A 23,171-nucleotide genomic window follows, 5' to 3' on the forward strand; every position below is an offset into this window, starting at 1 on the left:
CGGGGCTCGCGAGAGGCGAGACCACGCTTGCCCCGCCGCACCGGCGGGACCCGGTCGTCACCCGGGGCACCCCGTCGCGGTGGAAGGGTTGCCTGTCAGCGGGCCGGGGCCGATAACCGCGTCGAACGGGAGAACCCGCACGACGGGCGCTGACAATCGTGACCGTCCCCGTCAGTCTCGGTGCGGTCCGCGGAGCCGTCAAGAAGGCATATGCGCGGTCTCACCACGTGGTCATTCCGGCCGGTGCGCGTTGACATTCGTTTGGGGCCATGCCTAACTTACGCCGCATCGGACCGGATCGATCCCGGTGCGTTCGAGGCCCAACGGGGCGGAATGGTGACGGTGAACGCGATGTACGCAGCTGACGGGACGACCGCTTCGCGGCGCCACGGCTGCTCCGCCGCCGCGCTGTGTTGTAGCTCCCGCGGCGCCCGCTGTCTCTGTCAGGGCTGACCGCTTCCGCCTTTCGCGGCGTTGAACGTCCGCACGGCTCGACCTCCTTCGCCCGCCGTCCTGTCGGCGTGCTGTCGGTGAGCCTCTCCTCCCTCCGTACTCCCTGACATCCGTCTGTCCCCGCGCGCACCGCCGTCGTACGGGCCGCGGCGGTGTGTCCGCATTCGTTGGAGCCCTCCATGAGTGAATCCCTGGGCTCCGCCGTGCCGTTGAGCACGACGGAGCCCCGCCCGGCCGCGGCACAGCGCGTGCTGCCCCTGCGCCACCCCGGCCGCTGGATCGCCTCGGCGATCGTGCTCGTCGTGGTCGCCCAGATCGTCCACGGGCTGGCGACCAACCCCTTCTTCCAGTGGGACCGGTTCCAGTACTGGTTCCTGCGTCCCACGATCCTCGACGGCCTGCTCATCACCCTCGAAGTGACGCTCTACAGCGCCGTGTTGGGCCTGCTCGGCGGCATCCTGCTCGCCCTGGCCCGACTCTCCGAAAGCCCTGTGCTGCGCGCGGTGAGCTGGGTCTACATCTGGCTGTTCCGCTCGGTGCCGCTCATCGTCGTCCTGCTCTTCCTCTACAACTTCAGCGCGCTCTACAAGACGCTGAGCCTCGGCGTCCCCTTCGGCCCCGCGTTCCTCACCTTCGACGAGTCCCGGCTTGCCACCGACTTGGTCGTCGCGGTCGTCGGACTGAGCCTCAACGAGGCGGCGTACGCGGCGGAGGTGGTCCGCGGCGGCATCCTCTCCGTCGACCAGGGCCAGCACGAGGCGGCCTCCGCACTCGGTCTGCCCAAGGGCTACCAGTTCACGAGGATCGTCTTCCCGCAGGCACTGCGCTCCATCACCCCGAACTACGTCAACCAGCTGATCGGCCTGATCAAGGGCACCTCGCTGGTCTTCTACGTCTCGCTGCTCGACCTCTTTGGCTCGGTGCAGAGCATGGGCTCCACCTACCCCGGCGACATCGTGCCGTTGCTGCTGGTCGCCACCGCCTGGTACCTGATCCTCACGAGCGTCGTGTCCGTCGTCCAGTTCTATGTCGAGCGGTACTACTCGCGGGGCGCGCTGCGTTCCCTCCCGCCGACCCCGTTGCAGAAGGTCCGCACCGGTCTGCGTGACCTGCGGGCCCGGGCCCGTAAGGAGGCGGCGATATGACCGGCGAGACGCTCGCGATCCGACCGGCCGCCGTCGAGGTGCGCGATGTGCACAAGTGGTATGGCGCCCAACGCGTGTTGAACGGAGTGGAGTTGACCGTGCGGCCCGGAGAGGTCACCGTGATCCTCGGCCCGTCCGGCTCCGGCAAGTCCACCCTCCTCAGGGTGATCAACCACCTGGAGAAGCCCGAGATCGGCCATGTCAGCCTGAACGGCGAGCTGATCGGCGTACGCCGACACGGCGAGCGCAGCGAGACGGGGGTCCCCCCGGCCGAAGGCCGGGGGAGGCTCAAGGAGCTGACCGAGCGGGCGATCCTGGCCCAGCGCGGCCGGATCGGGTTCGTCTTCCAGAACTTCAACCTGTTCCCGCATCTGACGGTGCTGGACAACGTGGCGGCCGCGCCGGTGGCGACCCGACGGCTGAAGCGGCCCGAGGCCAGGGAACTCGCGCGCACCCTCCTCGACCGCGTGGGTCTGGCCGACAAGGCCGACGCCTATCCACGGCAGTTGTCGGGCGGCCAGCAGCAGCGGGTCGCCATCGCCCGCGCCCTCGCGCTGCGGCCCGGAGTCATCCTCTTCGACGAGCCGACCTCCGCCCTCGACCCCGAGCTGGTCGGCGAGGTACTCGCCGTCATCAAGGACCTGGCCACCAGCGGCACCACGCTCATCATCGTGACCCACGAGATCGGCTTCGCCCGCGAGGTGGCCGACCGGATCGTCTTCCTCGACGAGGGCCGCGTCGTCGAACAGGGCTCGCCCACCGAGGTGTTGGACCACCCGACGCACGAGCGGACCAGGGACTTCCTGAGCAAGGTCCTCTGAACTCCTCGCCCTCACCGCACCTTCATCCACCGCACCTTCATCCACCGCACCTTCACCCATCACGCCTTCCCCCACCGCGCCTTCCCCACCACACGGTTCACTCACGAGCATCGGACAAGGACAGCCATGCACACCGTCACCCTCCGCGGCAGACTCCTCCGTGGCCTCACCGCCTCCACCGCCGTCGCCGCCCTCGCCGCCGCTCTCGCCGCCTGCGGGGGCGAGAGCGACGCGGCCACCACCTCCGACAGCGCTGCCGCCGGCACCGTCACCGTGGGCGCGCTCTCCAACGGCGCCGCGCGGCAGACCGACCTGAAGGTGTCCGAGGTCAAGTCCATCAGCGCCGAGCTGCCCAAGTCCGTCGCCAAGAGCGGCAAGCTGGTCGTCGGCGTCGGCGCGCTGCCCGCCGGGTTCCCGCCGCTGGCGTACGTCGGCCAGGACCAGAAGACCCTCACCGGTGCCGAACCCGACCTCGGCCGACTGGTCGCCGCGGTCCTCGGACTGAAGGCGGAGGTGAAGAACTCGACCTGGGAGAACCTGTTCGTCGGCATCGACAGCGGCAAGGTCGACGTCGCCTTCTCGAACGTCACCGACACCGAGGAACGCAAGAAGAAGTACGAGTTCGCCTCCTACCGGCAGGACAACCTCGCCTTCGAGGTGCCGAAGAAGAGCACCTGGAACTTCGCAGGCGACTACGAGAACCTGGCCGGCAGGACCGTCTCCGTGGGCGCCGGAACCAACCAGGAGAAGATCCTCCTGGAGTGGAAGGCGAAGCTCGCGAAGGAGGGCAAGAAGCTCACCGTCAAGTACTTCCAGGACAACAACAGCGTCTATCTGGCGCTGTCCAGCGGGAAGATCGACGCCTACTTCGGGCCCAACCCCGGTATCTCGTACCACATCACCCAGACGGCGAAGACGCCCGACCCGACCCGCAACGCGGGCAAGTTCTCCGGCGCGGGCGCGACCCTCCAGGGCCTGATCGCGGCCACCGCGAAGAAGGACAGCGGGCTGGCCAAGCCGGTCGCCGACGCGATCAACCACCTCATCAAGGACGGTCAGTACGCCAAGTGGCTCGCCGCCTGGAACCTCTCCAACGAGGCCGTCAGCACCTCGCGGATCAATCCGCCCGGGCTGCCGCTCAGCAACTCCTGACCGCTCTCTGAGGACCGGATCCGTTTCCTGTCCCTGAGGACCGGATCCGTTCCCTGGACATCCGAACCGCTTCCTGGAGGTTCCGACACCACCATGTCCACCGTTGCCCGACCGACCCCGCAGCAGAGCCCGGCGACGCCCCACATCCTGGACAACGCCGCCTGGGCCGCGCTGACCGGCCCGCACGCCCACCTCGCCGAGCGCGTAGGACGTGCCGCCCGCTATCCCCTGGACGTCTCCCCGTTCACCGCCCTCGCCGACCCGGCCGACCCACGCGCCTGGGACGACCTCGCCGCGCTCGTCGGCCCCGGCACCGTCACCCCCGTGACCGGGGCGAAGTCGGCGCCCCAGGGCTGGGAAACGGTCCAGCACGGTCAGGGCGTACAACTGGTCGACACCGCGCTGCGCGCCGAGCCCGCCCCCGAAGCGGTCCGGCTCGGGCCCGACGACGTCCCCGAGATCCTGGACCTGATCGCCCTGACCGAGCCGGGGCCCTTCCTGCCCCGCACGGTCGAACTCGGCACCTACCTCGGCATCCGCCACCGCGGCCGGCTCATCGCCCTGGCCGGCGAACGGCTGCGACCGCCCGGCTGGACGGAGATCAGCGCGGTCTGCACCGCCCCGGACCACCGCGGCAAGGGCCTGGCCACGCGACTGGTCCGCGCGATCGCGGCCGGCATCAGGGAGCGCGGAGACACGCCCTTCCTGCATGCCTCCGCGACCAACACCGGCGCGATCCGGCTCTACGAGTCGATCGGCTTCACCCTGCGCCGCCGCTCGGACTTCCTCCTCGTCCGAACTCCGGGCGCCCAGCAGGAACAGACGGCGTAGGCGGACCGTTGTGTTGAAGGGATTCACGATGTCGGCGCGGCCACGGGCCCGCCGGGACACAAAGGCGGAGGTGACGGACGTGCGAGTCGGGTCCGCTCTCCGCGTCGTGGCGCTCGTCCCGCGCCGCCGTGTGCACCTGTACTCCCGGCCGCACATCGATCTCCAGCGCGTGGCCGGCGCGCTCTGTCGTCCCTGACCTGTCACCCCGCCGCCGCGCCCTCCGCGCAGAGGGCCGCGCTCTCGTACGGTCGACCAGGAAGGCACCCCCTCCGTGTCCGCATCATCTCCGCTGCCCGATTCCTCCCCCTCGTCCCCCCACCTGCACCTCGCCGTCGCACTCGACGGCGCCGGCTGGCACCCCGCCGCCTGGCGCGAGCCGGTGGCCCGCCCCCGTGAGCTGCTCACCGCCGGGTACTGGACGGACCTGGTCACCGAGGCCGAGCGCGGTCTCCTCGACTTCGTGACCATCGAGGACGCCCTCGGACTCCAGTCCTCCCACCTCACCGAACCCGACAGCCGCACCGACCAGGTCCGCGGGCGCCTGGACGCCGTCCTGATCGCCGCCCGCGTCGCCCCGCTGACCAGCCACATAGGACTGGTCCCGACCGCCGTCGTCACCCACACCGAGCCCTTCCACATCTCCAAGGCGATCGCCACCCTCGACTACGTCAGCACGGGCCGTGCGGGCGTACGGGTGCAGGTGTCGGCCCGCGCGCACGAAGCCGCGCACTTCGGCCGCCGTACGCTCCCGCCGCTGCGCATCGAGGACCTGGACAGCCCGGCCCTGCGCGAGCTGACGACCGACCTCTTCGACGAGGCCGCGGACTACGTCGAAGCGGTGCGCCGGCTCTGGGACAGCTGGGAGGACGACGCGGAGATCCGGGACGTCACCACCGGACGCTTCGTCGACCGCGACAAACTGCACTACATCGACTTCGAGGGCAAGCACTTCAGCGTCAAGGGCCCCTCGATCACCCCCCGCCCGCCGCAGGGCCAGCCGATCGTCAGCGCCCTGGCCCACGCGACCGTCCCCTACCGACTGGTGGCCCGGGCCGCCGACATCGGTTACGTCACCCCGCACGACGCCGGCCAGGCCCGCGCCATCGTCGCGGAGATCCGCGCCGAGCGGACGGCGGCCGGCCGCGCCGACGAACCCCTGCACCTCTTCGGCGACCTCGTGGTGTTCCTGGACGACGACCCGGCCGCCGCAGCGGCCCGCCGCGAGCGACTCGACGCCCTGGCCGGATACCCGTACACCAGCCATGCCCGGATCTTCACCGGCACGCCCGCCCAACTGGCGGATCTGCTCCAGGAGTTGGGGGAGGCAGGACTGTCCGGCTTCCGACTGCGTCCCGCCGTCCTCGGCCACGACCTCCCCGCCGTCACCCGGGGCCTCGTGCCCGAACTCCAGCGCCGGGGCGTCTTCCGGCAGTCGTACGAGTCCGACACCCTGCGCGGGCTGCTCGGCCTCTCCCGCCCCGCCAACCGCTACGCCGCCACCGCCTGAGCCGGAGGGACCCACCCATGAGCAGCACGTCACAGGACAAGCCCCGCAAGCAGGTCCACCTCGCGGCGCACTTCCCCGGCGTCAACAACACCACCGTGTGGAGCGACCCCGAGGCCGGCAGCCACATCGAGTTCAGCTCCTTCGCCCACTTCGCGCGCACCGCCGAGCGCGCCAAGTTCGACTTCCTGTTCCTCGCCGAAGGGCTGCGACTGCGCGAACAGGGCGGGAAGGTCTACGACTTGGACGTCGTCGGCCGCCCCGACACCTTCACTATCCTCACCGCGCTCGCCGCCGTCACCGAACACCTCGGCCTGACCGGCACCATCAACTCCACCTTCAACGAGCCCTACGAGGTGGCCCGCCAGTTCGCCAGCCTCGACCACCTCTCCGACGGCCGCGCGGCCTGGAACGTGGTCACCTCCTGGGACGCCTTCACCGGCGAGAACTTCCGCCGCGGCGGCTTCCTCCCGCAGGAGGAGCGCTACTCCCGGGCCAAGGAGTTCCTGACCACGGCGAACGAGCTCTTCGACTCCTGGCACGGGGACGAGATCCTCGCCGACCGGCAGACCGGCACCTTCCTGCGCGACGCGAAGGCCGGAGCCTTTGTGCACCAAGGCCAACACTTCGACATCCAGGGGCAGTTCAACGTCCCACGCAGCCCGCAGGGACGCCCGGTGATCTTCCAGGCGGGCGACTCCGACGAGGGGCGCGAGTTCGCCGCCTCCAGCGCCGACGCGATCTTCAGCCGGTACGCCACCCTCAAGGAGGGCCAGGCGTTCTACACGGACGTCAAGGGACGCCTCGCCCGCTACGGCCGTGAGCGCGACCAGTTGCTGATCCTGCCCGCCGCGACCTTCGTCCTCGGCGACACGGACGCCGAGGCGGAGGAGATCTCCCGCGAGGTGCGCCGCCAGCAGGTCAGCGGCGCCACCGCGATCAAGCACCTGGAGTTCGTCTGGAACCGCGACCTGTCCGCGTACGACCCGGAAGGACCCCTGCCCGACATCGACCCGGACCTCGGCGAACACACCATCGCCCGGGGCCGCGCCCAGGTCCGGATGTACCGCGACCCGCTCGCCACCGCCCGCGAGTGGCGGGAACTCGCGGCCGCCAACAAGTGGTCCATCCGCGATCTGGTCATCGAGACCGGCAACCGGCAGGCCTTCGTCGGCTCCCCGGCCACCGTCGCCGAGACCATCGACTCCTTCGTACAGGCCGACGCCAGTGACGGCTTCATCCTCGTCCCGCACATCACCCCCGGCGGCCTCGACACCTTCGCCGACACCGTGGTCCCGCTGCTCCAGGAGCGCGGCGTGTACCGCACCGAGTACGAGGGCACGACCCTGCGCGACCACCTCGGCCTCGCCCACCCGGACCACGTGCGCGACGAGCGTGCGGCGTCATGAAATTCCTGGCCATCACCCTGATCGTGCACCGGCCGGACCCGATCACCGGCGTGCGGAAGTCCACGCACGACCGGTTCCGCGAGGTCCTCGACAACGCCCTGCTCGCCGAGGAGTTGGGCTTCGACGGCTTCGGCGTGGGGGAGCGGCACGAGCGACCGTTCATCTCGTCCTCGCCGCCCGTCGTGCTCAGCCACGTCGCCGCGCTCACCAGGCGCATCCGCCTGTTCACGGCCGTGACGACGCTCAGCCTGCTCGACCCGGTACGCGCGTACGAGGACTACGCGACCCTCGACCACCTCTCCGACGGTCGCCTGGACCTGATCATCGGCAAGGGCAACGGCGCCGCCCAGCGCGACCTCTTCGACGTCACCCCCGAAGACCAGTGGGACCGCAACGCCGAGAGCTACGAGGTGTTCCGCAAGATCTGGCGCCAGGACAAGGTGACCGCCGGGACCCGCTTCCGCCCGCAACTCAAGGACGCGGAGGTGTGGCCCCGGCCGTACCAGCAGCCGATCCGGGTCTGGCACGGCAGCGCGACCAGCAAGGAGTCGGTCGACCTGGCCGCCCGCTACGGCGACCCGCTCTTCTCCGCCAACGTCACCAACCCCATCGAGCCCTACGCCGAGTTGATCCGCTACTACCGCGAGCGCTGGGAGCACTACGGCCACGACCCGGCCGACATCGCGGTGGGCGCGGGCACGGCGGGTCTCTACGCGGCCCGTACGTCGCAGGAGGCGCTGGCCGCGTACCGCCCGGTGTTCGAGGGAAACCTGGCCTTCCAGAAGAGCCTGGGCCTGGAGCCGGTCTTCCCGACGCTGGAGGACTTCGTCGAGCGCAGCTCGGCTCTCATCGGCAGTCCCCAGCAGATCATCGACAAGGTGCACCGCTACCACGAGCGGTTCGGACACACGGTGCTGCATCTGCACGCGGACGCGAGCGGTCTCGGCGGCGCCCAGCACCGCGACTCCCTCGAGCGCTTCCAGTCGGAGGTCGCTCCGGTACTGCGCCGCGAGATCCCCGACCCGCCGTTCGCGTGGGGGCCGGTGCTCGCGACGCCCGAGGCCGAGGCGGAGCCGGCGTCCGGGCCGGTGCCTGAGCCGGTGTCCGCCTCCGCCCCCGCGTCCGTCCCCGCCGACCGCTGAGGAGGCCCGCCCCATGTCCGACATCCCCCTCGGCGTCCTCGACCTCGTCCCGATCTCCTCCGGCTCCACCGCGACCGAGGCCCTGCGCAACTCCATCGACCTGGCCCGGCAGGCGGAGCGGTTCGGGTACGCCCGCTACTGGTTCGCCGAGCACCACCTCAACCCGGGAGTCGCCGGCACCTCACCCGCGGTGGTCCTCGCCCTGACCGCCTCCGCCACCTCCACGATCCGGCTCGGCTCGGGCGCCGTACAGCTCGGGCACCGCACCGCGCTCTCCACGGTCGAGGAGTTCGGCCTGATCGACGCCCTGCACCCCGGCCGTCTCGACCTGGGCCTCGGCCGCTCCGGCGGGCGCCCGCCGGGAGGGCCCACCGCCCCGCTGCCGACCGCGACCCCCGTGGTCGACGGCCGCGCCCCGAACGGTCTCCGCATCCCACCCCGGTTCTCCTTCGAGTACCTGCTCGGCTCACCCCGCGTCGCCCTTCAGCGCACGCTGCTCCAACAGCCGCACGCCCGGTCGCAGGACTACGGCGAGCAGATCGACGACATCCTCGCCCTGCTCGCGGGGACGTACCGGTCGGCGGACGGCGTCGAGGCACATGTCGTCCCGGGCGAGGGTGCGGACGTGCAGGTGTGGATCCTGGGCAGCAGCGGCGGGGAGAGCGCCACGGTCGCCGGCCGCAACGGGCTGCGGTTCGCGGCGAACTACCACGTCAGTCCGGCCACGGTGCTGGAGGCGGCGGAGGGCTACCGCGCCGCCTTCCAGCCGTCCGACGTCCTCGACAAGCCGTACGTCAGCGTGTCCGCGGACGTGGTCGTCGCCGAGGACGACGGGACCGCGCGCGAACTCGCCACCGGATACGGCCTCTGGGTCCGCAGCATCCGTACCGCCGAGGGCGCCATCGAGTTCCCTACGCCGAAGGAGGCCCGCGCCCACGTGTGGAGCGACCCGGACCGGGCGCTGGTCGCGGATCGCGTCGATACCCGGTTCGTGGGCTCCCCGGGACACGTCGCCGACCAGTTGGAACAGCTCCAGGAGGCCACCGGGGCCGACGAGTTGCTGATCACGACCATCACCCACGGCCATGCGGACCGGGTGCGCTCGTACGAACTGCTGGCCGAGGAGTGGCGACGCAGATAGCGGTACCGGCACTCGGACGACACATGGACCCGGCTTCCTCCTCTTGCCGACGCCGCCGGCGAAGGCGCGTCAGTGGTGGTGGCCATGCCGGCCGAGGGTCTCCACGGGGGTCGCGCCGGGGCGGGTCCACTGCGGCACGGGCCGGCTGGTCGGTCCCCAGGTGGCGTTCCCGTCCGCGTCCGAGCGCCAGTACCAGCAGGCCTGGCGGCCCTGGGACGGGTGCCCCTCGCGGACGTCGACGATCACGGGCCGGCCCTCGGGGTTGTCCTCCCATGCCTCGCCGCGGCCGTAGGGCGTCATGTCGAGCAGCGCGAGGGACCCGTTGACCGGCTCGTTGCCACGACCCGTCGTGGAGTAGGTGAGGAACACGCGGTCGCCGTCGCGGAGGAAACAGGCGATGTGCCCCATTCCGCCGCCGATCGGCGCGTCCACACCGCGCACCGAGTACCAGGGCTGGGTGTAGCCCATGAACTCGACGTAGGAGGCCACCTCGTCCCACGGGCCCGAGGTCAGGACGGCGAACGAGACGCCGCGGGCGTTGAGATAGACGGCGTCCTTCACATGCCAGGCCGTGGTGGTGCAGCCCTCGCACTGCCCCTGGTGCGGCGCGCCGTCGTACCACATGTGCTGGTAGACCACGAGCTCGTCGCGGCCCTGGAACAGGTCCAGGAACGGGACCGGGCCGTCGGGTCCGACGACCTCGACCGTCCCGTCGAGCTCCGCCATCGGCAGCCGGCGGCGGGCCGCGGCGAGGGCGTCGCCCTCGCGGGTGTGGGCCTTCTCGCGGATCAGGAGCGCGTCACGGACAGCCTGCCAGGTGGCCAGGTCGACGACGGGTGGACGGCCGGGCAGTGCGGCGGTCGGGTCACTCGGCGTGGTCGTCATGATGTCCTCCGTGATGTCTGGTGCGGGGCGGCGTCGCACGACGTCCCACGACGCTCACCAGAACAGACTCGCGCGCCGACCAGAACTCATCGCGGCACGGGACACCTTCGGGCGAGCCCGCGTGGAGGGGACTGCTCGGCGAGCGTACGAGGCTTTCCACAGGCGCCGGTACGCCTCCACACGCTCTGTCCGGCAAGGCCCGTGGGATGGAACGATTTCCGTACTGGTACCCGCGTTGGGCACTACGAGCGGCAAGGGGGGCTGGACATGGCTGTGGTGATGTCGATGCATTGGGCTGGGGTCACGCCGGAGCAGTACGACATGGTGCGGGATGTGGTGGGTTGGGAGGAGGTCCCGGCGGCCGGTGGCCAGGTGCACGTGGCCTGGTTCGACGCCCAGGGGTTCCACGTGACCGATGTGTGGGAATCCCAGCAGGCGTTCGAGACCTTCTTCACCGAACGGCTCGCACCCGCGATCCAGAAGGCCGGCATCACCGGTACACCCGAGACGGGCTTCAGCCCGCTCCACCGGCGCTTCATCGCCGCCGGCATCAGCGGTGCGGCATAGGGACAGGGCGAACGCCGTTTCTGACGCCGCGGAACTCAGTGGGCGACCGCTGCGAAGCCGTGCCTGCCGCGCGCCGGGCTTGGGGCTCCGGCGTGCGGCAGGCAGGCAGGGGGCGGGACGGGCCGGGACGAGACGGGCCGGGGTACGAGACGGTCAGGCCGAAGCGTCGGGCTTGACGATCGTGCTGACGAAGTCGCCGATGGCTCCGAGGGTGCGTCCCATCTGCTCGATCTGCGGGAAGTGCCCGGCGTCGGGGATCGGGGCGAAGTGCCCGTCGGGGAACGAGTCGGCGTAGCCGCGCCCGTACTTCAGGGGCGCTATGCCGTCCTCCTCGCCCCAGACGACCAGCACCGGCACGGTCACCCGGTGCAGTCGGCCGCGCAGCTTCGGGTCGTACGTGAACCCCTCGCCCCCGTACACGGCGAGGGTCTTCTGGTTGGCGACCGCCGCGGCCCGCTGCGCATCGCTGAACGAGGCGAAGTCGGGGCGGAACCGCGCGTTGGCGAAGGACAACCGACTCACCTCGGCCGGGGCCAGGGCGCGCGGGTCGACGACCCGGTTCTCCTTCATGTGGGCGTGGATGCCGACCGCGTTCAGCAGGGTCAGCGCGCCGATCCGGCCGTGGTTGTCGCGCAGGGCCATCTCGGCGGCGATCCAGCCGCCGATGGAGTTGCCGACCACCATGACGCCCTTCAGGTCCAGGGTGTCGAGCAGATCCAGGTACGCGACGGCCAGGTCGGCGACGGTGTCGAACCGCTCCGGGCGGGGGGTGCCGTCGAAGCCGGGGTGGGTCGGCGTGACGACGTACACGTGCTCGGACAGTGCGGACGAGATACCGGCCACCGTGCGCGGGCCGGCACCGCCGTGCAGCATCAGCACGCCGGATCCCTCGGTGTTCTCGCCGTACTCCTCGACAGTGACGGACAGTCCGCCGGTCAGCTCGACGGTGCGGGAGGCGGGGGTGGAGGTGGGGGTGGGCATGGTGAGGTCCTTGTCATCGCGTGGTGAGAGTCGACTCTCATGAAGTTAGAGGGTGTGCTCTCTTCATGCAAGTGAACTCTCATGACGAGACTTGGCCGTTCATGGGAGGGCTCCGGGGGTGAGCCTCGGGGTGTGACCGCGGCCTGCTGCATTGGCAGCACCGACGTCACCGGGTCGAGGTACTGCGCCTCCGGCCGGCAGGCAGGACATACCGGATAAATGCGATCATCACACCGGGGTGACATGGCGACTCCGAGCCGTCACCACATCTGGCAGGAGGAGCAATCGATGAACCTCACTCTGAAGCGCCTGCTCGGCGTTACCGCGGCGGTGGTCACGGGCGCGTCGGCCCTGCTCGGCACCGGCGTCGGCACCGCCGCCGCCTCCGGTCGCGCGCACTGCGACCGCGCCGAACAGGACATGTGGAGCAGCGGCGGGCCCAGCCGCAACCTGACCGGCCACCACTGCAGCGTCCCGAACAACAAGAGACGCTGGTACACCATCGAGATCGACACCCTCGTACGGACCTACTACAAGAGGGACACTCTGGACGCAGGGGTCGACCGGACCGAGACCCTGCACCACAGAACCATCAGCTGCATGGGCTACACCTCCGGCGACGGCAAGCTGAACTGGTTCGGATGCCCGCCCGCCTGACACACCGCCGATGGGTCGGCCCGGGAGGAAACCCCTCCTGAGCCGGCCGTCTCTCCGTGCCCCCGGCCGACGTGCCTCCGACCGGCCCTTCTCTCTCCGCCTCCGGCGAGATTCGACCCTGCGGAACCCGCCGCAGGCGTGAGGGGGGATCAGCTGACGTCGAGGTAGTCCCGTAGGGCCTGGGAGCGGGAGGGGTGGCGCAGTTTGGACATCGTCTTGGACTCGATCTGACGGATGCGCTCACGTGTCACCCCGTACACCTGCCCGATCTCCTCCAGGGTCCGGGCCTGCCCGTCGATGAGGCCGTAGCGCAGGGAGATGATCCCCGCCTCGCGTGCGGTCATGTTCGCGAGGACGGCCTGGATGGCGTCCTTGAGGAGGAGGAAGGTGACCATGTCCGCGGGGGAGATGGTCTCGCTGTCCTCCAGGATGTCACCGAGTTCCGTGCCGCCGTCCTCGCCGAGCGGGGTGTGGAGTGAGACCGGCTGCTTGCTGTAGCCCTCTATCTCGGTGATCTTCTCGACGGGGACGTCCAGCTTGTCCGCGAGTTGTTCCGGTGTGGGTTCGGCCCCGGTGTCCTGGAGTATTTCGCGGCGGACCTTGGCCATGCGATTGATGACCTCGACCATGTGGACGGGGATGCGGATCGTCCGGCTCTGGTCGGCCAGGGCGCGTGAAATCGCCTGCCGGATCCACCAGGTCGCATAGGTCGAGAACTTGAACCCTTTGGTGTAGTCGAATTTCTCCACCGCGCGGATCAGTCCCGTGTTCCCCTCCTGGATCAGATCCAGGAACAGCATTCCCCGCCTGCTGTACCGCTTGGCGATGGAGACCACCAGGCGCAGGTTCGCCTCGACGAGATGAGACTTCGCCACATGCCCGTCCGCGGCGAGAATCTCCAGTTCGCGTTGGAAATCCGGGCTGATGTGCGGCTCCTCCGTCAGTCTTCGCTCGGCGAACAGACCCGCCTCGATCCGCTTCGCCAGCTCCACCTCCTTCTCGGCGTCGAGGAGGGAGACCCGGGCGATCTGCTTGAGGTAGTCGCGCACCTGATCGATCGTGGCGCCGCCGGAGGTGAGCCGGGGGGTGGGCGCGTCGTCGTCCTCGTCCGCATACGCGGCGGGATTGGGCGACTCCAGTTCCCATGCCTGAGTGTCCGTTTCCATGGCGCTCAACTCCTCTCCAGAAGCGGTCGGAGGAACTGCCCGGTGTAGGACCGAGGCTGGGCCGCCACCTGTTCGGGGGTGCCCTCGGCGATCACTGTGCCGCCGCGGTGGCCGCCTTCGGGACCCATGTCGACGATCCAGTAGGCGGTCTTGATCACGTCGAGGTCGTGCTCGATGACCACGACCGTGTTGCCTTGGTCGACGAGTCGGTGGAGCACGGCCATCAGTTGGCGGACGTCCTCGACACGCAGGCCGGTGGTCGGCTCGTCGAGGACGTAGAGCGTTTCACATGGCCCAGGCCCACGTCATGGAGCGTCCTGAGGTGTCGGGAGATGATCGCGTGTTCCGCGAAGAAATCCAGGCTGTCCTCGATGGTCATGCCCAGTACGTCGGTGATGGACCTGCCCTTGAAGTGTACGTCCCGGGTCTCCCGGTTGTACTGCGCTCCGTGACACACCTCACACGGCACGTAGAGGTCACTCCTGTGTACGTCGCCGGGTCCGACCGGGGGCTGCGGCCGATCGGGGACCGGTCGATCCGGACCACCTTGTCGGTCTCCTCGACGCCGCTGATCGCGCCGCGAGCCGGACACACCCGTGACGGCGACGAACCGCCCGGGCGGGAAGGAGACCGACACCGCGCGCCTTCACGGTCTCCTCGTCGTGCTCGACGACGATCACGGTGTTGCCACGGTCCCGCAGCCGCGGCAGTGTCTCGGCGAGCCGTCGGTTGTCGCGCTGGTGCGGCCCGATGCTCGGTTCGTCCAGCACGTACAGCACGCCGACCGGACCGGCGCCGATCCGGGTGGCCGGCCCGATCCGCTGCGCCTCGCCGCCGGACAGACTGGCGGCGGGCCGGTTCAGTGGGAGATGGTCCAGGCCGACGTCGAGAAGGAACCGCGGTCGCTCGCCGATCTCCGCGACGACGGCGTCGGCGACTCGCCGCTCCCAGCCGGGCGCCGCCGCAGGCCGGGCAGGGCACCTCGTTGACAGGTGATGTGGATCTGCTCGCGGAACCCGTGCGGCACCACCTTCTTCGCGGTGGCGGGCAGTTGACGTCAGGGGGCGGCGGTGCTGAACCCGGCCGCCGCGGCCACCGCTTCGAGCAGCCGGGTGAAGTACTCGGCGCCGCTGGTGTTCGTCCACGGCGCGACGGCGCCCTCGGACAGCGCCTTCTCCTCGTCCGGTACGACGAGTTCGGGGTCGACCTCCCTCCGTGAGCCCAGGCCGGTGCACTCGGGCAGGCACCCCACGGCCCGTCGAAGGAGAACAGCCGCGGTTCCAGCGCCTCAAGGCCGATGTCCACGAAGTCGACGCGGACGACGCCTCCGGCGAGCCCGAGCGCGGTCGCTACGGACTCGGTCAGCCGCTGTCACGCACTCGCCTTCACCGCGAGCCGGTCCACGACCACGTCGATCGAGTGCTTCCCGCGCCTGTCCAGCGGCGGCGGCCCGGTGAGCGGCTGAACCTCCCCGTCGACCCGCACCCGGCTGAACCCGTCGGCCCGCAACTGCTTGAACACGTGCGCATGCAACTGTCGGGCGCAGATGGAAAGCGATTCGACGCAACGCCGTCGGCCCTCGGTGAACATCGTGTCGAAAGCCGGGCTGGATTTACCCGAGCCCGATACTCCGGTGAAAACGATGAGCGCATTCCTGGGCAACTCCACGGAGATGTCACGCAGGTTGTGCCGGCGGGCGCCCTTGACGACGAGTTGGTCTTTCACATGTCCGAACCCTGCGACGCGGTAGAGCGTGCGGTTGCCGAATCGTTGTCGACCGGTTCCGCCCTCGGTGACGCTCCGCCCACCGCCGCGGCCTCACGCTTCGACGAGCTCGCGGACGCCGTCCCGCACCTGCTGCTCCTGCTCCAGCACCCGTTCCTGCTCCAGCACCCGCTCGGTCTCCTGCGCCCGCTCCTGTGTCTGCGCCCGCTCCTCGACCGGGTGGCGGTGGCGGTACAGCCAGGTGATGTCGCGGCCGAACGACCAGATGAGCGAGGCGAGCGCGAGGAGCACCGCGGCGGCGTTGCCCTCCAGGGGCATGATCCCGGCGCCCGCGACGAGCAGCACGATCCCCTGGAGGGCCGCCACGGTCTTGCGCGCCATGCTGTGCGGCAGGGCCGCGTTCAGCCAGGGCAGCACCCGGGCCGCCGCAACGAACGCGTACCGCATGGTGCCGATCAGCAGCACCCACGGGCCGAGCGACATCGAGACGTACACGCTCAGCACCAGGATGAGGAACGCGTCCACCTCCATGTCGAAGCGGGCGCCCAGCGCCGTCGAGGTGCCGGTGTGACGGGCGACCTTGCCGTCCACCCCGTCGAGGATCAGGGCGACCGCCGTGAGACCGACGAGCAGGCTGACCGGGGGCGAGCTCTCGAAGGAGTCCGCGACCAGGGCGGTGACCCCGCCGACCAGGATGGCCCGGCCGAGCGTCACCCGATTGGCCGGTCCGAAGGAACGGGGCCGTGAGCGACGCAGGGCACGGGTCAGTACCGCCCAGGTGGCGAGCGCGAAGGCCAGACCGGTCAGCCAGCCCGCGGGCCCCATCCCGATCGCCGTGCCCAGCAGAGCCAGCACCAGGAGCTGCAGACCCGCTCCCACCGTGGTCTCCTGCGCCAAGAGCCTCGCGTCGTACGTGTTGTTCAGGGCCACCGCACATCCTCCGGCCGTATGACAGAGTCGATCAACGCCGCGTACAGTGCGCGGCTTGTCACCGCTCCGTACGTGAAGATCTGCTGAATCGTTCAGGGGGACGCTCATGGAACTCACAGCTCGTGCCTTCTGGCTGAGCTCGCCCGGCCACGCCGAGATACGCGAGGTCGCCCTGCCGGCCCCCGGCGAGGGGGAGGTGCTGGTGCGCACGCTCTACTCGGGAGTGAGCCGGGGCACCGAGACCCTCGTCTTCCGCGGCGGCGTTCCGGAAAGTCAGCATGCTTCGATGCGTGCACCGTTCCAGGACGGGGATTTTCCCGCACCGGTCAAGTATGGCTATTTGAGCGTCGGCCAGGTGGAAGAAGGCCCGGCGGGTCTGCGCGGTCGGACCGTCTTCTGCCTGTATCCGCACCAGACGCGCTACGTCGTGCCGCTGAACGCCGTGACCGTCGTACCGGACTCCGTCCCCGCCCCGCGCGCCGTGCTCGCCGGGACCGTGGAGACCGCGGTCAACGCCCTGTGGGACGCGGCACCGCTGGTCGGCGACCGGATCGCCGTGGTGGGCGGCGGCATGGTCGGCTGCTCCGTCGCCGCGCTCCTCGCCCGCTTCCCGGGCGTACGCGTCCAGCTCGTCGACGCCGACCCCGCGCGCGCCGACATCGCCCGCGCCCTGGGCGTCGACTTCGCGCTCCCCGCGGACGCCGCCGGCGAGTGCGACCTCGTCGTGCACGCCAGCGCCACCGAGGCCGGGCTCACCCGGTCGCTGGAGCTGCTCGCCCAGGAGGGCACCGTCCTGGAGATGAGCTGGTACGGCGACCGGCGGGTCAGCCTTCCGCTGGGCGAGGCCTTCCACTCCCGGCGCCTGGTCGTGCGCAGCAGCCAGGTGGGTTCCGTTTCCCCGGCGCGGCGGGCCAGTCGGACGTACGCCGATCGGCTGGCACTCGCCCTGGAACTGCTCGCCGAGCCCCGCTTCGACGCGCTCGTCACTGGTGAGTGCGGCTTCGACGAACTGCCCCACGTGATGCCGAAGTTGGCCTCCGGATCGATACCCGGCCTGTGCCATCGCGTCGTCTACGAAGGCGTTTGAGCACTGAACAACCTGCCTGACCTCCAAAAACCGCAAAGAAAGGGGAACAGGCAGCTGAACAAGGAGAACGGGGCAGCCGTACTACACGGCATGGTCCCGGCAGGGGATCAGACGTGCCGCACCTGGAGGGTCGTCCGTTGTTCAGCATCACCGTCCGCGATCACCTGATGATCGCCCACAGCTTCCGTGGCGAGGTCTTCGGGCCCGCGCAGCGCCTGCACGGGGCGACGTTCCTGGTGGACGCCACGTTTCGCCGGGCCGAGCTGGACGACGACAACATCGTCGTCGACATCGGTCTGGCCACGCAGGAACTCGGCGCCGTCGTGAGCGCGCTGAACTACCGCAACCTCGACAACGAACCGGACTTCAAGAACACCAACACCTCGACGGAGTTCCTGGCCAAGGTCATCGCCGACCGCCTCGCCGAGCGTGTGCACGCCGGGGCCCTCGGCGAGGGCGCCCAAGGCCTCGCGGGCATCACGGTCACCCTGCACGAGTCGCACATCGCCTGGGCGAGTTACGAGCGTGCGCTGTGACCGACACGACCATGGACCAGGCGTCCCCCAAGTCCGGTCCGGTGTCCCCGAAGACCGGCCAGGCGGCCGCGAAGACCGGCCCGGCGGCCGCGAACGGCGACCAGGCTTCCCTGAACTACGTGCCCGTGCAGCACACGGCTCTCAAGAACGCCGAGATCATCCCCATGTCCCTGCGCTCCGTGCACTTCGTGATGCCGGGCGGTGTCGACGACGCGTCCGCGCCCAGCGGCGGCAACGCCTACGACCGGCGACTCTGCCTCGACCTGCCCGGCTTCGGCTGGCAGGTCCACAAGCACGCCGTCGCGGGCGACTGGCCCCGGCCGTCGGCCTCCGCCCGTACGGAGCTGGCCCGCACGCTCAGTGAGTTCCCGGACGACTCGGTCGTCCTCCTCGACGGGCTCGTCGCCTGCGGCGTCCCCGAGATCATCGCCCCCGAGGCCGAACGGCTGCGTCTCGCCGTCCTGGTGCACCTGCCGCTCGGCGACGAGACCGGGCTCGCGCCCGCCGTGGCCGCCGAGCTGGACGCGAAGGAACGGGCGACGCTGCGGGCCGTGTCCGCCGTCGTCGCCACCAGCGACTGGGCCGTCCGCCGGCTCGTCGCCCACCACGGGCTCGCCCCGGAACGGGTCCATGTCGCCGCCCCGGGCGCCGACATCGCGCCCCTCGCCTCCGGCACCGACGGCGTCTCCCGGCTGCTGTGCGTCGCCGCGGTCACCCCGCGCAAGGGCCAGCACCGGCTGATCGAGGCCCTCGCCACCGTCACCGACCTGCCCTGGAGCTGCGTCTGCGTCGGCGGACTCACCCAGGACCCGACGTACGTCGCCCAGCTGCGCGGCCTGATCGAGAAGTACGGGCTCGGCGACCGGCTGCACCTCGCGGGACCGCAGGCGGGCGCGGAACTCGACGCGAGCTACGCGGCGGCCGACCTCATGGTCCTCACCTCCTACGCCGAGACGTACGGCATGGCCGTCACCGAGGCGCTCGCGCGCGGGATCCCGGTGCTGGCGACCGACGTGGGCGGTCTCCCCGAGGCGGTCGGGCGCGCGCCCGACGGCGGGGTCCCCGGCATCCTCGTACCCCCGGAGAACCCGGCGGCGCTCGCCGCGGAACTGCGCGGCTGGTTCGGCGAGGCCGATGTGCGCCGCCGGCTCAAGGCCGCCGCGCGCAGTCGCCGGGCCGCACTGGACGGCTGGGCGACCACCGCCCGCAGCCTGGCCGGTGTGCTGGGACGTCTTCCGCAGCAGCCTCGGAGGGCGGCATGAGTATGACTGCGACTCCGTCGGGAGTTCCGGAACAGGGCGTGTCGGAGGTGGGCGTGCAGGGTGGTGTGTCCGGGGTTCCGGGGCAGCGCGTGAGCGCGCCCGACGACGACGTGCCCCGCTACGCCCCTCAGTGGCTCCAGCTGCGGGAGCCGGCGGACGCCGCCGCACGGGCGCCCGAACTGCTCGACCCGCTGCGCATCCGGCTGGCGAACCGGCCGGGCCGCGCCGGCGATCTGGTGGTCCACGACCTCGGCTGCGGCACCGGCTCCATGGGCCGCTGGCTCGCCCCCCGGCTCGACGGCGCCCAGCACTGGATCCTGCACGACCGGGACCCCTATCTGCTGCACTTCGCGACCGTGGGCGCACCGCACGCGGCCGCCGACGGCAGCCGGGTCACGGTCACCACCCAGCGCGGTGACATCGGCCGGCTGACCGCGGACGCGCTGGCCGGGGCGTCACTGGTGACGGCGTCCGCCCTGCTCGACGTGCTGACCCGTGAGGAGATCGACCGGCTCGCGGCGGCCTGCGCGGGCGCCGGGGTGCCGGCCCTCCTCACGCTCTCCGTCGTGGGGCGCGTCGAGTTCACACCGGCCGATCCGCTGGACGCCGAGTTCGCCGAGGCGTTCAACGCCCACCAGCGGCGCGGGGAACTGCTCGGCCCCGAGGCGATCACGGCGGCCTGCGAGGCCTTCGACCGGCACGGCGCGACGGTACGGGTGCATCCGAGCCCCTGGCGGCTCGGCGCCGACGAGGCCGACCTCACGGCGGAGTGGCTACGCGGCTGGGTCGGCGCGGCCGTCGAGGAGCGGCCCGCGCTGGCCGCCCGTGCAGAGTCGTATCTGAAGTCCCGCCTCGCCGCCTGTGCCGCGGGTGAGCTGCGCGTACGGGTCCACCACAGCGACGTACTGGCGCTGCCGCGGCCGACCGGCGGTGCGGCGTGAGCGCCGGGGCGGGGACGGCGGAAGCGGTCGGCGTGGACGCGGGCACCTCCCGCCCGCGCGGCGCGGCGACCGCGGTCCGGGTCCACGCCGACGCGGACCTGGTTCGGGTGCGCGGCGACGTGAGTCCGGCGGACACGGCACCGACCGGCGGCGAGGCGGGTGAGCCGCACGCCGAGCGCGAGGCGGGTGAGCCGCGCTCCGAGAGTGAGTCGAACGTGGCGCCGGCCCTCCAGGAGGCCGACCCGCCCCCCGCCCGCCGCAAGGGGGGCTCCCTGCGCACGCACATCGGTTCCGTCGCCGGCGTCCTCATCCTCGGTGTGCTGCTCTGGCGGCTCGGTACCGGTGTCTTCCTGGACGGCCTGCGACGGGTCGACGGCCCGACCCTGCTGGCAGGGCTGGGGCTCGGCCTGCTGACCACCGTGTTCAGCGCCTGGCGCTGGTGCCTGGTGGCACGCGGACTGCGGATCCGGCTGCCGCTGGGCGGCGCCGTCGCGGACTACTACCGCGCGCTGTTCCTGAACGCGGCGCTGCCCGGCGGTGTCCTCGGCGATGTGCACCGTGCCGTACGACACGGCCAGAGCACCGGGGACGTCGGCCGCGGCGTACGCGCCGTGGTGCTCGAACGGACCGCGGGCCAGGCGGTCCTGGTGGCCGTCGGCGCGGTGGTCCTGCTCACCTTCCCGTCACCGGTCCTCGCGGACGCCCGCCAACTCGCCCTGATCCTGGCGATCGTCTCGGTGTGCGGAGTCGTCACGGCGGCCGCGGTCCGCAGGGGCAGCGCCCAGTCCGGCCCGTCCCGGCGCCACCGAGCCGTCCGCGCCGCCCTCACCGAGGCGCGTGGCGCGCTGCTCGCCCGCGGCAACTGGCCGGGCGTGCTCATCTCGTCGGTCGTGGTGCTGGCGGGACATCTGGCGATGTTCCTGCTCGCCGCCCGCGTCGCCGGATCCCACGCCTCCGCCGCCGTACTGCTGCCGCTCGCCCTGCTGGCCCTGCTCGCCATGGGCCTGCCGCTGAACATCGGCGGCTGGGGCCCCAGGGAGGGCGTCATGGCCTGGGCCTTCGGCGCCGCCGGGCTGGGCGCCGGCATGGGCCTGAGCGTCGCGGTGATCTACGGAGTGCTCAGCTTCGCCGCCGCCCTGCCCGGCGTCGCGGTCCTGGTCGTCCGGTGGTTCGCGGCGCTGCGGCGCCCCCGGCAGGAGAACGCAGGAGGGCACGATCAATGCCGAGTGTCAGAGACCGCCGAAGTTCACGCTCCGGAAGTCCCCTTGGCCGGGGCCGCGTCGGAGGCAGTGGGCAGCGTCTTCGCCGTCACCAAGGAGAAGTACGCCCCGAAGGCCTCGGTCAGCCCCGCCAGGAGCTCCTTCCCCTTCTCGGCGGACGCCTTCGAGGGACGGCCGATGACGCCGGACTCGGTATAGCCGGCCATTCCGAGGGTGAGCAGATGACGCCGGTCGTCCGCGACGAAATCGGAGGTCTCGTAACCGGGCCGGACCAATTCAGGATGCGTGTGCAGAAGAATGGAGGTCTCGATTTCACCGGCATGCATATCGGTGAGCAACGAGGTCTCCACACCTGCCCGTTCCAGCGCGGCCTCCCAGTCCTCCATGGCCGGGAAAAGCGCCATACGCGTACCGGTGCCGACGGATTCCTGAACCACATTGCCCAGCACGTAATTCCCGCCGTGCCCGTTGACCAGCACCAGGGTGTCGACGCCGGAGTGGCGCAGCGATGCGGCTATGTCCCGCACCACCGCGTGCAGCGTGACGGCGGAAATGCTGACGGTACCCGGCCAGGCCGCGTGCTCGTGCGAGCAGGAGATCGTCACCGGAGGAAGGAGATGGACCGGATGAGCGGCGGCGATCCGTTCCGCGACGGCGCACGCGACCAGGGTGTCCGTCGCCAACGGAAGGTAGGCACCGTGCTGTTCGAAACTCCCGACGGGAAGCACGGCGACCTCACGGGCGACACCGGCCCCCCGCTCGCGTACATCCTCCGTGGTGTCCGTGGGCAACAGACCGGATACCGCCGAGCGCGTTCCCGAACCACTCATGTTTCACGGCCTTTCGACGCTGCTTTCGACTCTGCTTAGGAACCAGATCATGACAGATAACTTTGGAGTACTCGCCGGGACCGCACGCCTCACAGGTGTCGAACGAGTCGTGAATGCCCCTTTGCCCACCGTGTACGGCGACTTCCAGGCGGTCGGCTTCCTGGACCACGATCGCGGAGAGGAGCAAGTGGCCCTGGTTTACGGGGAGGTCGGCGACCTCAGCAAGAGCGGGGAAGGCGCCACGAAGGAGGGCGTCCTCACCCGGCTCCATTCGGAGTGCCTCACCGGGGACGCCTTCGGCTCCACCCACTGCGAGTGCGGTGACCAGCTCGCCGCCGCGCTGCGCGCCATCGTCGCGGAGGGCCGTGGCGTCCTCGTCTACCTCCGCGGCCACGAGGGCCGCGGCATCGGCCTGCTCGCGAAGCTGCAGGCGATGAAGCTCCAGTCGGAGGGTCTCGACACCGTCGAGGCGAACGTCGCCCTCGGCCTCCCGGTGGACGCCCGTGACTACCGCGTCGCGGCGGACATCCTGCACGACCTCGGCGTCCGCTCCGTACGCCTGCTCTCGAACAACCCGCGCAAGCGGGAGTCGCTCCAGCGCAACGGCATCAAGGTCGCCGAGCAGGTCCCGCTGCTCATACCGCCGTGCCCGCAGAACATCACCTATCTGCGCACCAAGCGGGAGCGCCTCGACCACTTCCTGCCCCACCTGGACGTGGTGGTCTCCCACTCCTCCTGAGCGCGGGCGCCCGAGGGCGTCACCCGGAGGCGTCGGCTGTGGTGAGA

20 protein-coding genes, 3 pseudogenes and 1 riboswitch are annotated in these 23,171 nt (G+C 70.7%); of the genes and pseudogenes, 17 read left to right on the forward strand and 6 right to left on the reverse strand.

Going from position 1 to position 23,171, the window contains the following annotated elements; genetic code table 11:
- Positions 1 to 18 precede the first annotated feature (18 nt).
- Positions 19 to 164: riboswitch (SAM riboswitch) on the reverse strand.
- Positions 165 to 632: 468 nt separating this feature from the next.
- The 9 genes from FNV62_RS42015 (at position 633) to FNV62_RS42050 (ending at position 9,598) form a co-directional block, all read left to right on the forward strand.
- On the forward strand, positions 633 to 1,598 hold the full coding sequence (locus tag FNV62_RS42015; RefSeq protein ID WP_143629064.1) for an amino acid ABC transporter permease: 966 nt from the start codon (positions 633 to 635) through the stop codon (positions 1,596 to 1,598).
- Positions 1,595 to 2,419: an amino acid ABC transporter ATP-binding protein gene (locus FNV62_RS42020; RefSeq protein ID WP_097287164.1), complete on the forward strand. Its 825-nt coding sequence runs from the start codon at positions 1,595 to 1,597 to the stop codon at positions 2,417 to 2,419. The genes FNV62_RS42015 and FNV62_RS42020 overlap by 4 nt, the downstream gene beginning before the upstream one ends.
- 126 nt (positions 2,420 to 2,545) lie before the next feature.
- Positions 2,546 to 3,571: an ABC transporter substrate-binding protein gene (locus tag FNV62_RS42025; RefSeq protein WP_143629067.1), complete on the forward strand. Its 1,026-nt coding sequence runs from the start codon at positions 2,546 to 2,548 to the stop codon at positions 3,569 to 3,571.
- 93 nt (positions 3,572 to 3,664) lie between these two features.
- Positions 3,665 to 4,402, forward strand: a complete 738-nt coding sequence (locus FNV62_RS42030) for a GNAT family N-acetyltransferase (RefSeq protein WP_097287166.1) — start codon at positions 3,665 to 3,667, stop codon at positions 4,400 to 4,402.
- A 28-nt stretch (positions 4,403 to 4,430) separates the two neighbouring features.
- Positions 4,431 to 4,598 (forward strand): putative leader peptide, encoded by a 168-nt coding sequence (locus tag FNV62_RS57680; RefSeq protein WP_313905062.1) that lies wholly within the window; start codon positions 4,431 to 4,433, stop codon positions 4,596 to 4,598.
- A 75-nt stretch (positions 4,599 to 4,673) separates the two neighbouring features.
- Entirely contained in the window at positions 4,674 to 5,909 is a 1,236-nt protein-coding gene (locus FNV62_RS42035) for an LLM class flavin-dependent oxidoreductase (protein WP_144315996.1), read from the forward strand.
- A 17-nt stretch (positions 5,910 to 5,926) separates the two neighbouring features.
- The gene (locus FNV62_RS42040; protein WP_097287168.1) at positions 5,927 to 7,315 is read left to right on the forward strand and encodes an NtaA/DmoA family FMN-dependent monooxygenase; all 1,389 of its coding nucleotides are present in this window, start codon (positions 5,927 to 5,929) and stop codon (positions 7,313 to 7,315) included.
- Positions 7,312 to 8,457: an LLM class flavin-dependent oxidoreductase gene (locus FNV62_RS42045; RefSeq protein WP_144315997.1), complete on the forward strand. Its 1,146-nt coding sequence runs from the start codon at positions 7,312 to 7,314 to the stop codon at positions 8,455 to 8,457. The genes FNV62_RS42040 and FNV62_RS42045 overlap by 4 nt, the downstream gene beginning before the upstream one ends.
- A gap of 13 nt (positions 8,458 to 8,470) precedes the next feature.
- Entirely contained in the window at positions 8,471 to 9,598 is a 1,128-nt protein-coding gene (locus FNV62_RS42050; RefSeq protein ID WP_144315998.1) for an LLM class flavin-dependent oxidoreductase, read from the forward strand.
- A gap of 69 nt (positions 9,599 to 9,667) precedes the next feature.
- Here FNV62_RS42050 and FNV62_RS42055 read toward each other — a convergent pair whose 3' ends face one another.
- Entirely contained in the window at positions 9,668 to 10,483 is an 816-nt protein-coding gene (locus FNV62_RS42055) for a DUF899 domain-containing protein (RefSeq protein ID WP_144315999.1), read from the reverse strand.
- A 267-nt stretch (positions 10,484 to 10,750) separates the two neighbouring features.
- Here FNV62_RS42055 and FNV62_RS42060 point away from each other — a divergent pair, with 267 nt between their 5' ends.
- A complete protein-coding gene (locus tag FNV62_RS42060; RefSeq protein WP_225900571.1) occupies positions 10,751 to 11,050 on the forward strand; it encodes a hypothetical protein in 300 nt (99 codons plus the stop codon).
- A gap of 153 nt (positions 11,051 to 11,203) precedes the next feature.
- On the opposite strand, the gene FNV62_RS42065 is transcribed toward FNV62_RS42060, so the two are convergent.
- Positions 11,204 to 12,031 carry an alpha/beta fold hydrolase gene (locus FNV62_RS42065; protein WP_144316000.1) on the reverse strand — a complete coding sequence of 276 codons (828 nt, stop codon included), beginning with the start codon at positions 12,029 to 12,031 and terminating at the stop codon, positions 11,204 to 11,206.
- A gap of 288 nt (positions 12,032 to 12,319) precedes the next feature.
- Here FNV62_RS42065 and FNV62_RS42070 point away from each other — a divergent pair, with 288 nt between their 5' ends.
- Positions 12,320 to 12,688 carry a hypothetical protein gene (locus FNV62_RS42070; protein ID WP_060894699.1) on the forward strand — a complete coding sequence of 123 codons (369 nt, stop codon included), beginning with the start codon at positions 12,320 to 12,322 and terminating at the stop codon, positions 12,686 to 12,688.
- A gap of 149 nt (positions 12,689 to 12,837) precedes the next feature.
- On the opposite strand, the pseudogene FNV62_RS42075 reads toward FNV62_RS42070, so the two are convergent.
- The 3 genes and pseudogenes from FNV62_RS42075 to FNV62_RS42085 form a co-directional block, all read right to left on the reverse strand.
- Positions 12,838 to 13,875 (reverse strand): annotated as a pseudogene (locus tag FNV62_RS42075) (RNA polymerase sigma factor); the annotation flags it as partial.
- Positions 13,860 to 15,579 (reverse strand): annotated as a pseudogene (locus FNV62_RS42080) (hypothetical protein). The pseudogenes FNV62_RS42080 and FNV62_RS42075, both read right to left, overlap by 16 nt.
- Positions 15,580 to 15,672: 93 nt before the next feature.
- Entirely contained in the window at positions 15,673 to 16,509 is an 837-nt protein-coding gene (locus tag FNV62_RS42085) for a CDP-alcohol phosphatidyltransferase family protein (protein ID WP_097287172.1), read from the reverse strand.
- 106 nt (positions 16,510 to 16,615) lie between these two features.
- Between FNV62_RS42085 and FNV62_RS42090 the strand changes: the two genes are divergently transcribed.
- From FNV62_RS42090 to FNV62_RS57685, 5 genes and pseudogenes are all read left to right on the forward strand, one after another.
- Entirely contained in the window at positions 16,616 to 17,596 is a 981-nt protein-coding gene (locus FNV62_RS42090) for a zinc-dependent alcohol dehydrogenase (RefSeq protein ID WP_054234506.1), read from the forward strand.
- A 137-nt stretch (positions 17,597 to 17,733) separates the two neighbouring features.
- Positions 17,734 to 18,132 (forward strand): 6-pyruvoyl trahydropterin synthase family protein, encoded by a 399-nt coding sequence (locus FNV62_RS42095; protein WP_060900963.1) that lies wholly within the window; start codon positions 17,734 to 17,736, stop codon positions 18,130 to 18,132.
- A complete protein-coding gene (locus tag FNV62_RS42100) occupies positions 18,129 to 19,394 on the forward strand; it encodes a glycosyltransferase family 4 protein (protein WP_225900572.1) in 1,266 nt (421 codons plus the stop codon). The genes FNV62_RS42095 and FNV62_RS42100 overlap by 4 nt, the downstream gene beginning before the upstream one ends.
- A complete protein-coding gene (locus FNV62_RS42105; protein WP_097287173.1) occupies positions 19,391 to 20,335 on the forward strand; it encodes a class I SAM-dependent methyltransferase in 945 nt (314 codons plus the stop codon). Before FNV62_RS42100 ends, FNV62_RS42105 begins: the two co-directional genes overlap by 4 nt.
- 317 nt (positions 20,336 to 20,652) lie before the next feature.
- Positions 20,653 to 21,414: pseudogene (locus FNV62_RS57685) on the forward strand (lysylphosphatidylglycerol synthase domain-containing protein); the annotation flags it as partial.
- A 167-nt stretch (positions 21,415 to 21,581) separates the two neighbouring features.
- On the opposite strand, the gene FNV62_RS42115 reads toward FNV62_RS57685, so the two are convergent.
- A complete protein-coding gene (locus tag FNV62_RS42115; RefSeq protein ID WP_060898578.1) occupies positions 21,582 to 22,385 on the reverse strand; it encodes a creatininase family protein in 804 nt (267 codons plus the stop codon).
- Between the two features lie 49 nt (positions 22,386 to 22,434).
- On the opposite strand from FNV62_RS42115, the gene ribA reads away from it, so the two are divergent.
- Positions 22,435 to 23,124 carry a GTP cyclohydrolase II gene (ribA, locus tag FNV62_RS42120; protein WP_054234509.1) on the forward strand — a complete coding sequence of 230 codons (690 nt, stop codon included), beginning with the start codon at positions 22,435 to 22,437 and terminating at the stop codon, positions 23,122 to 23,124.
- Positions 23,125 to 23,171: the final 47 nt, after the last annotated feature.

Source organism: Streptomyces sp. RLB3-17, assembly GCF_007113425.2.
GTDB classification, from domain to species: domain Bacteria; phylum Actinomycetota; class Actinomycetes; order Streptomycetales; family Streptomycetaceae; genus Streptomyces; species Streptomyces mirabilis_D.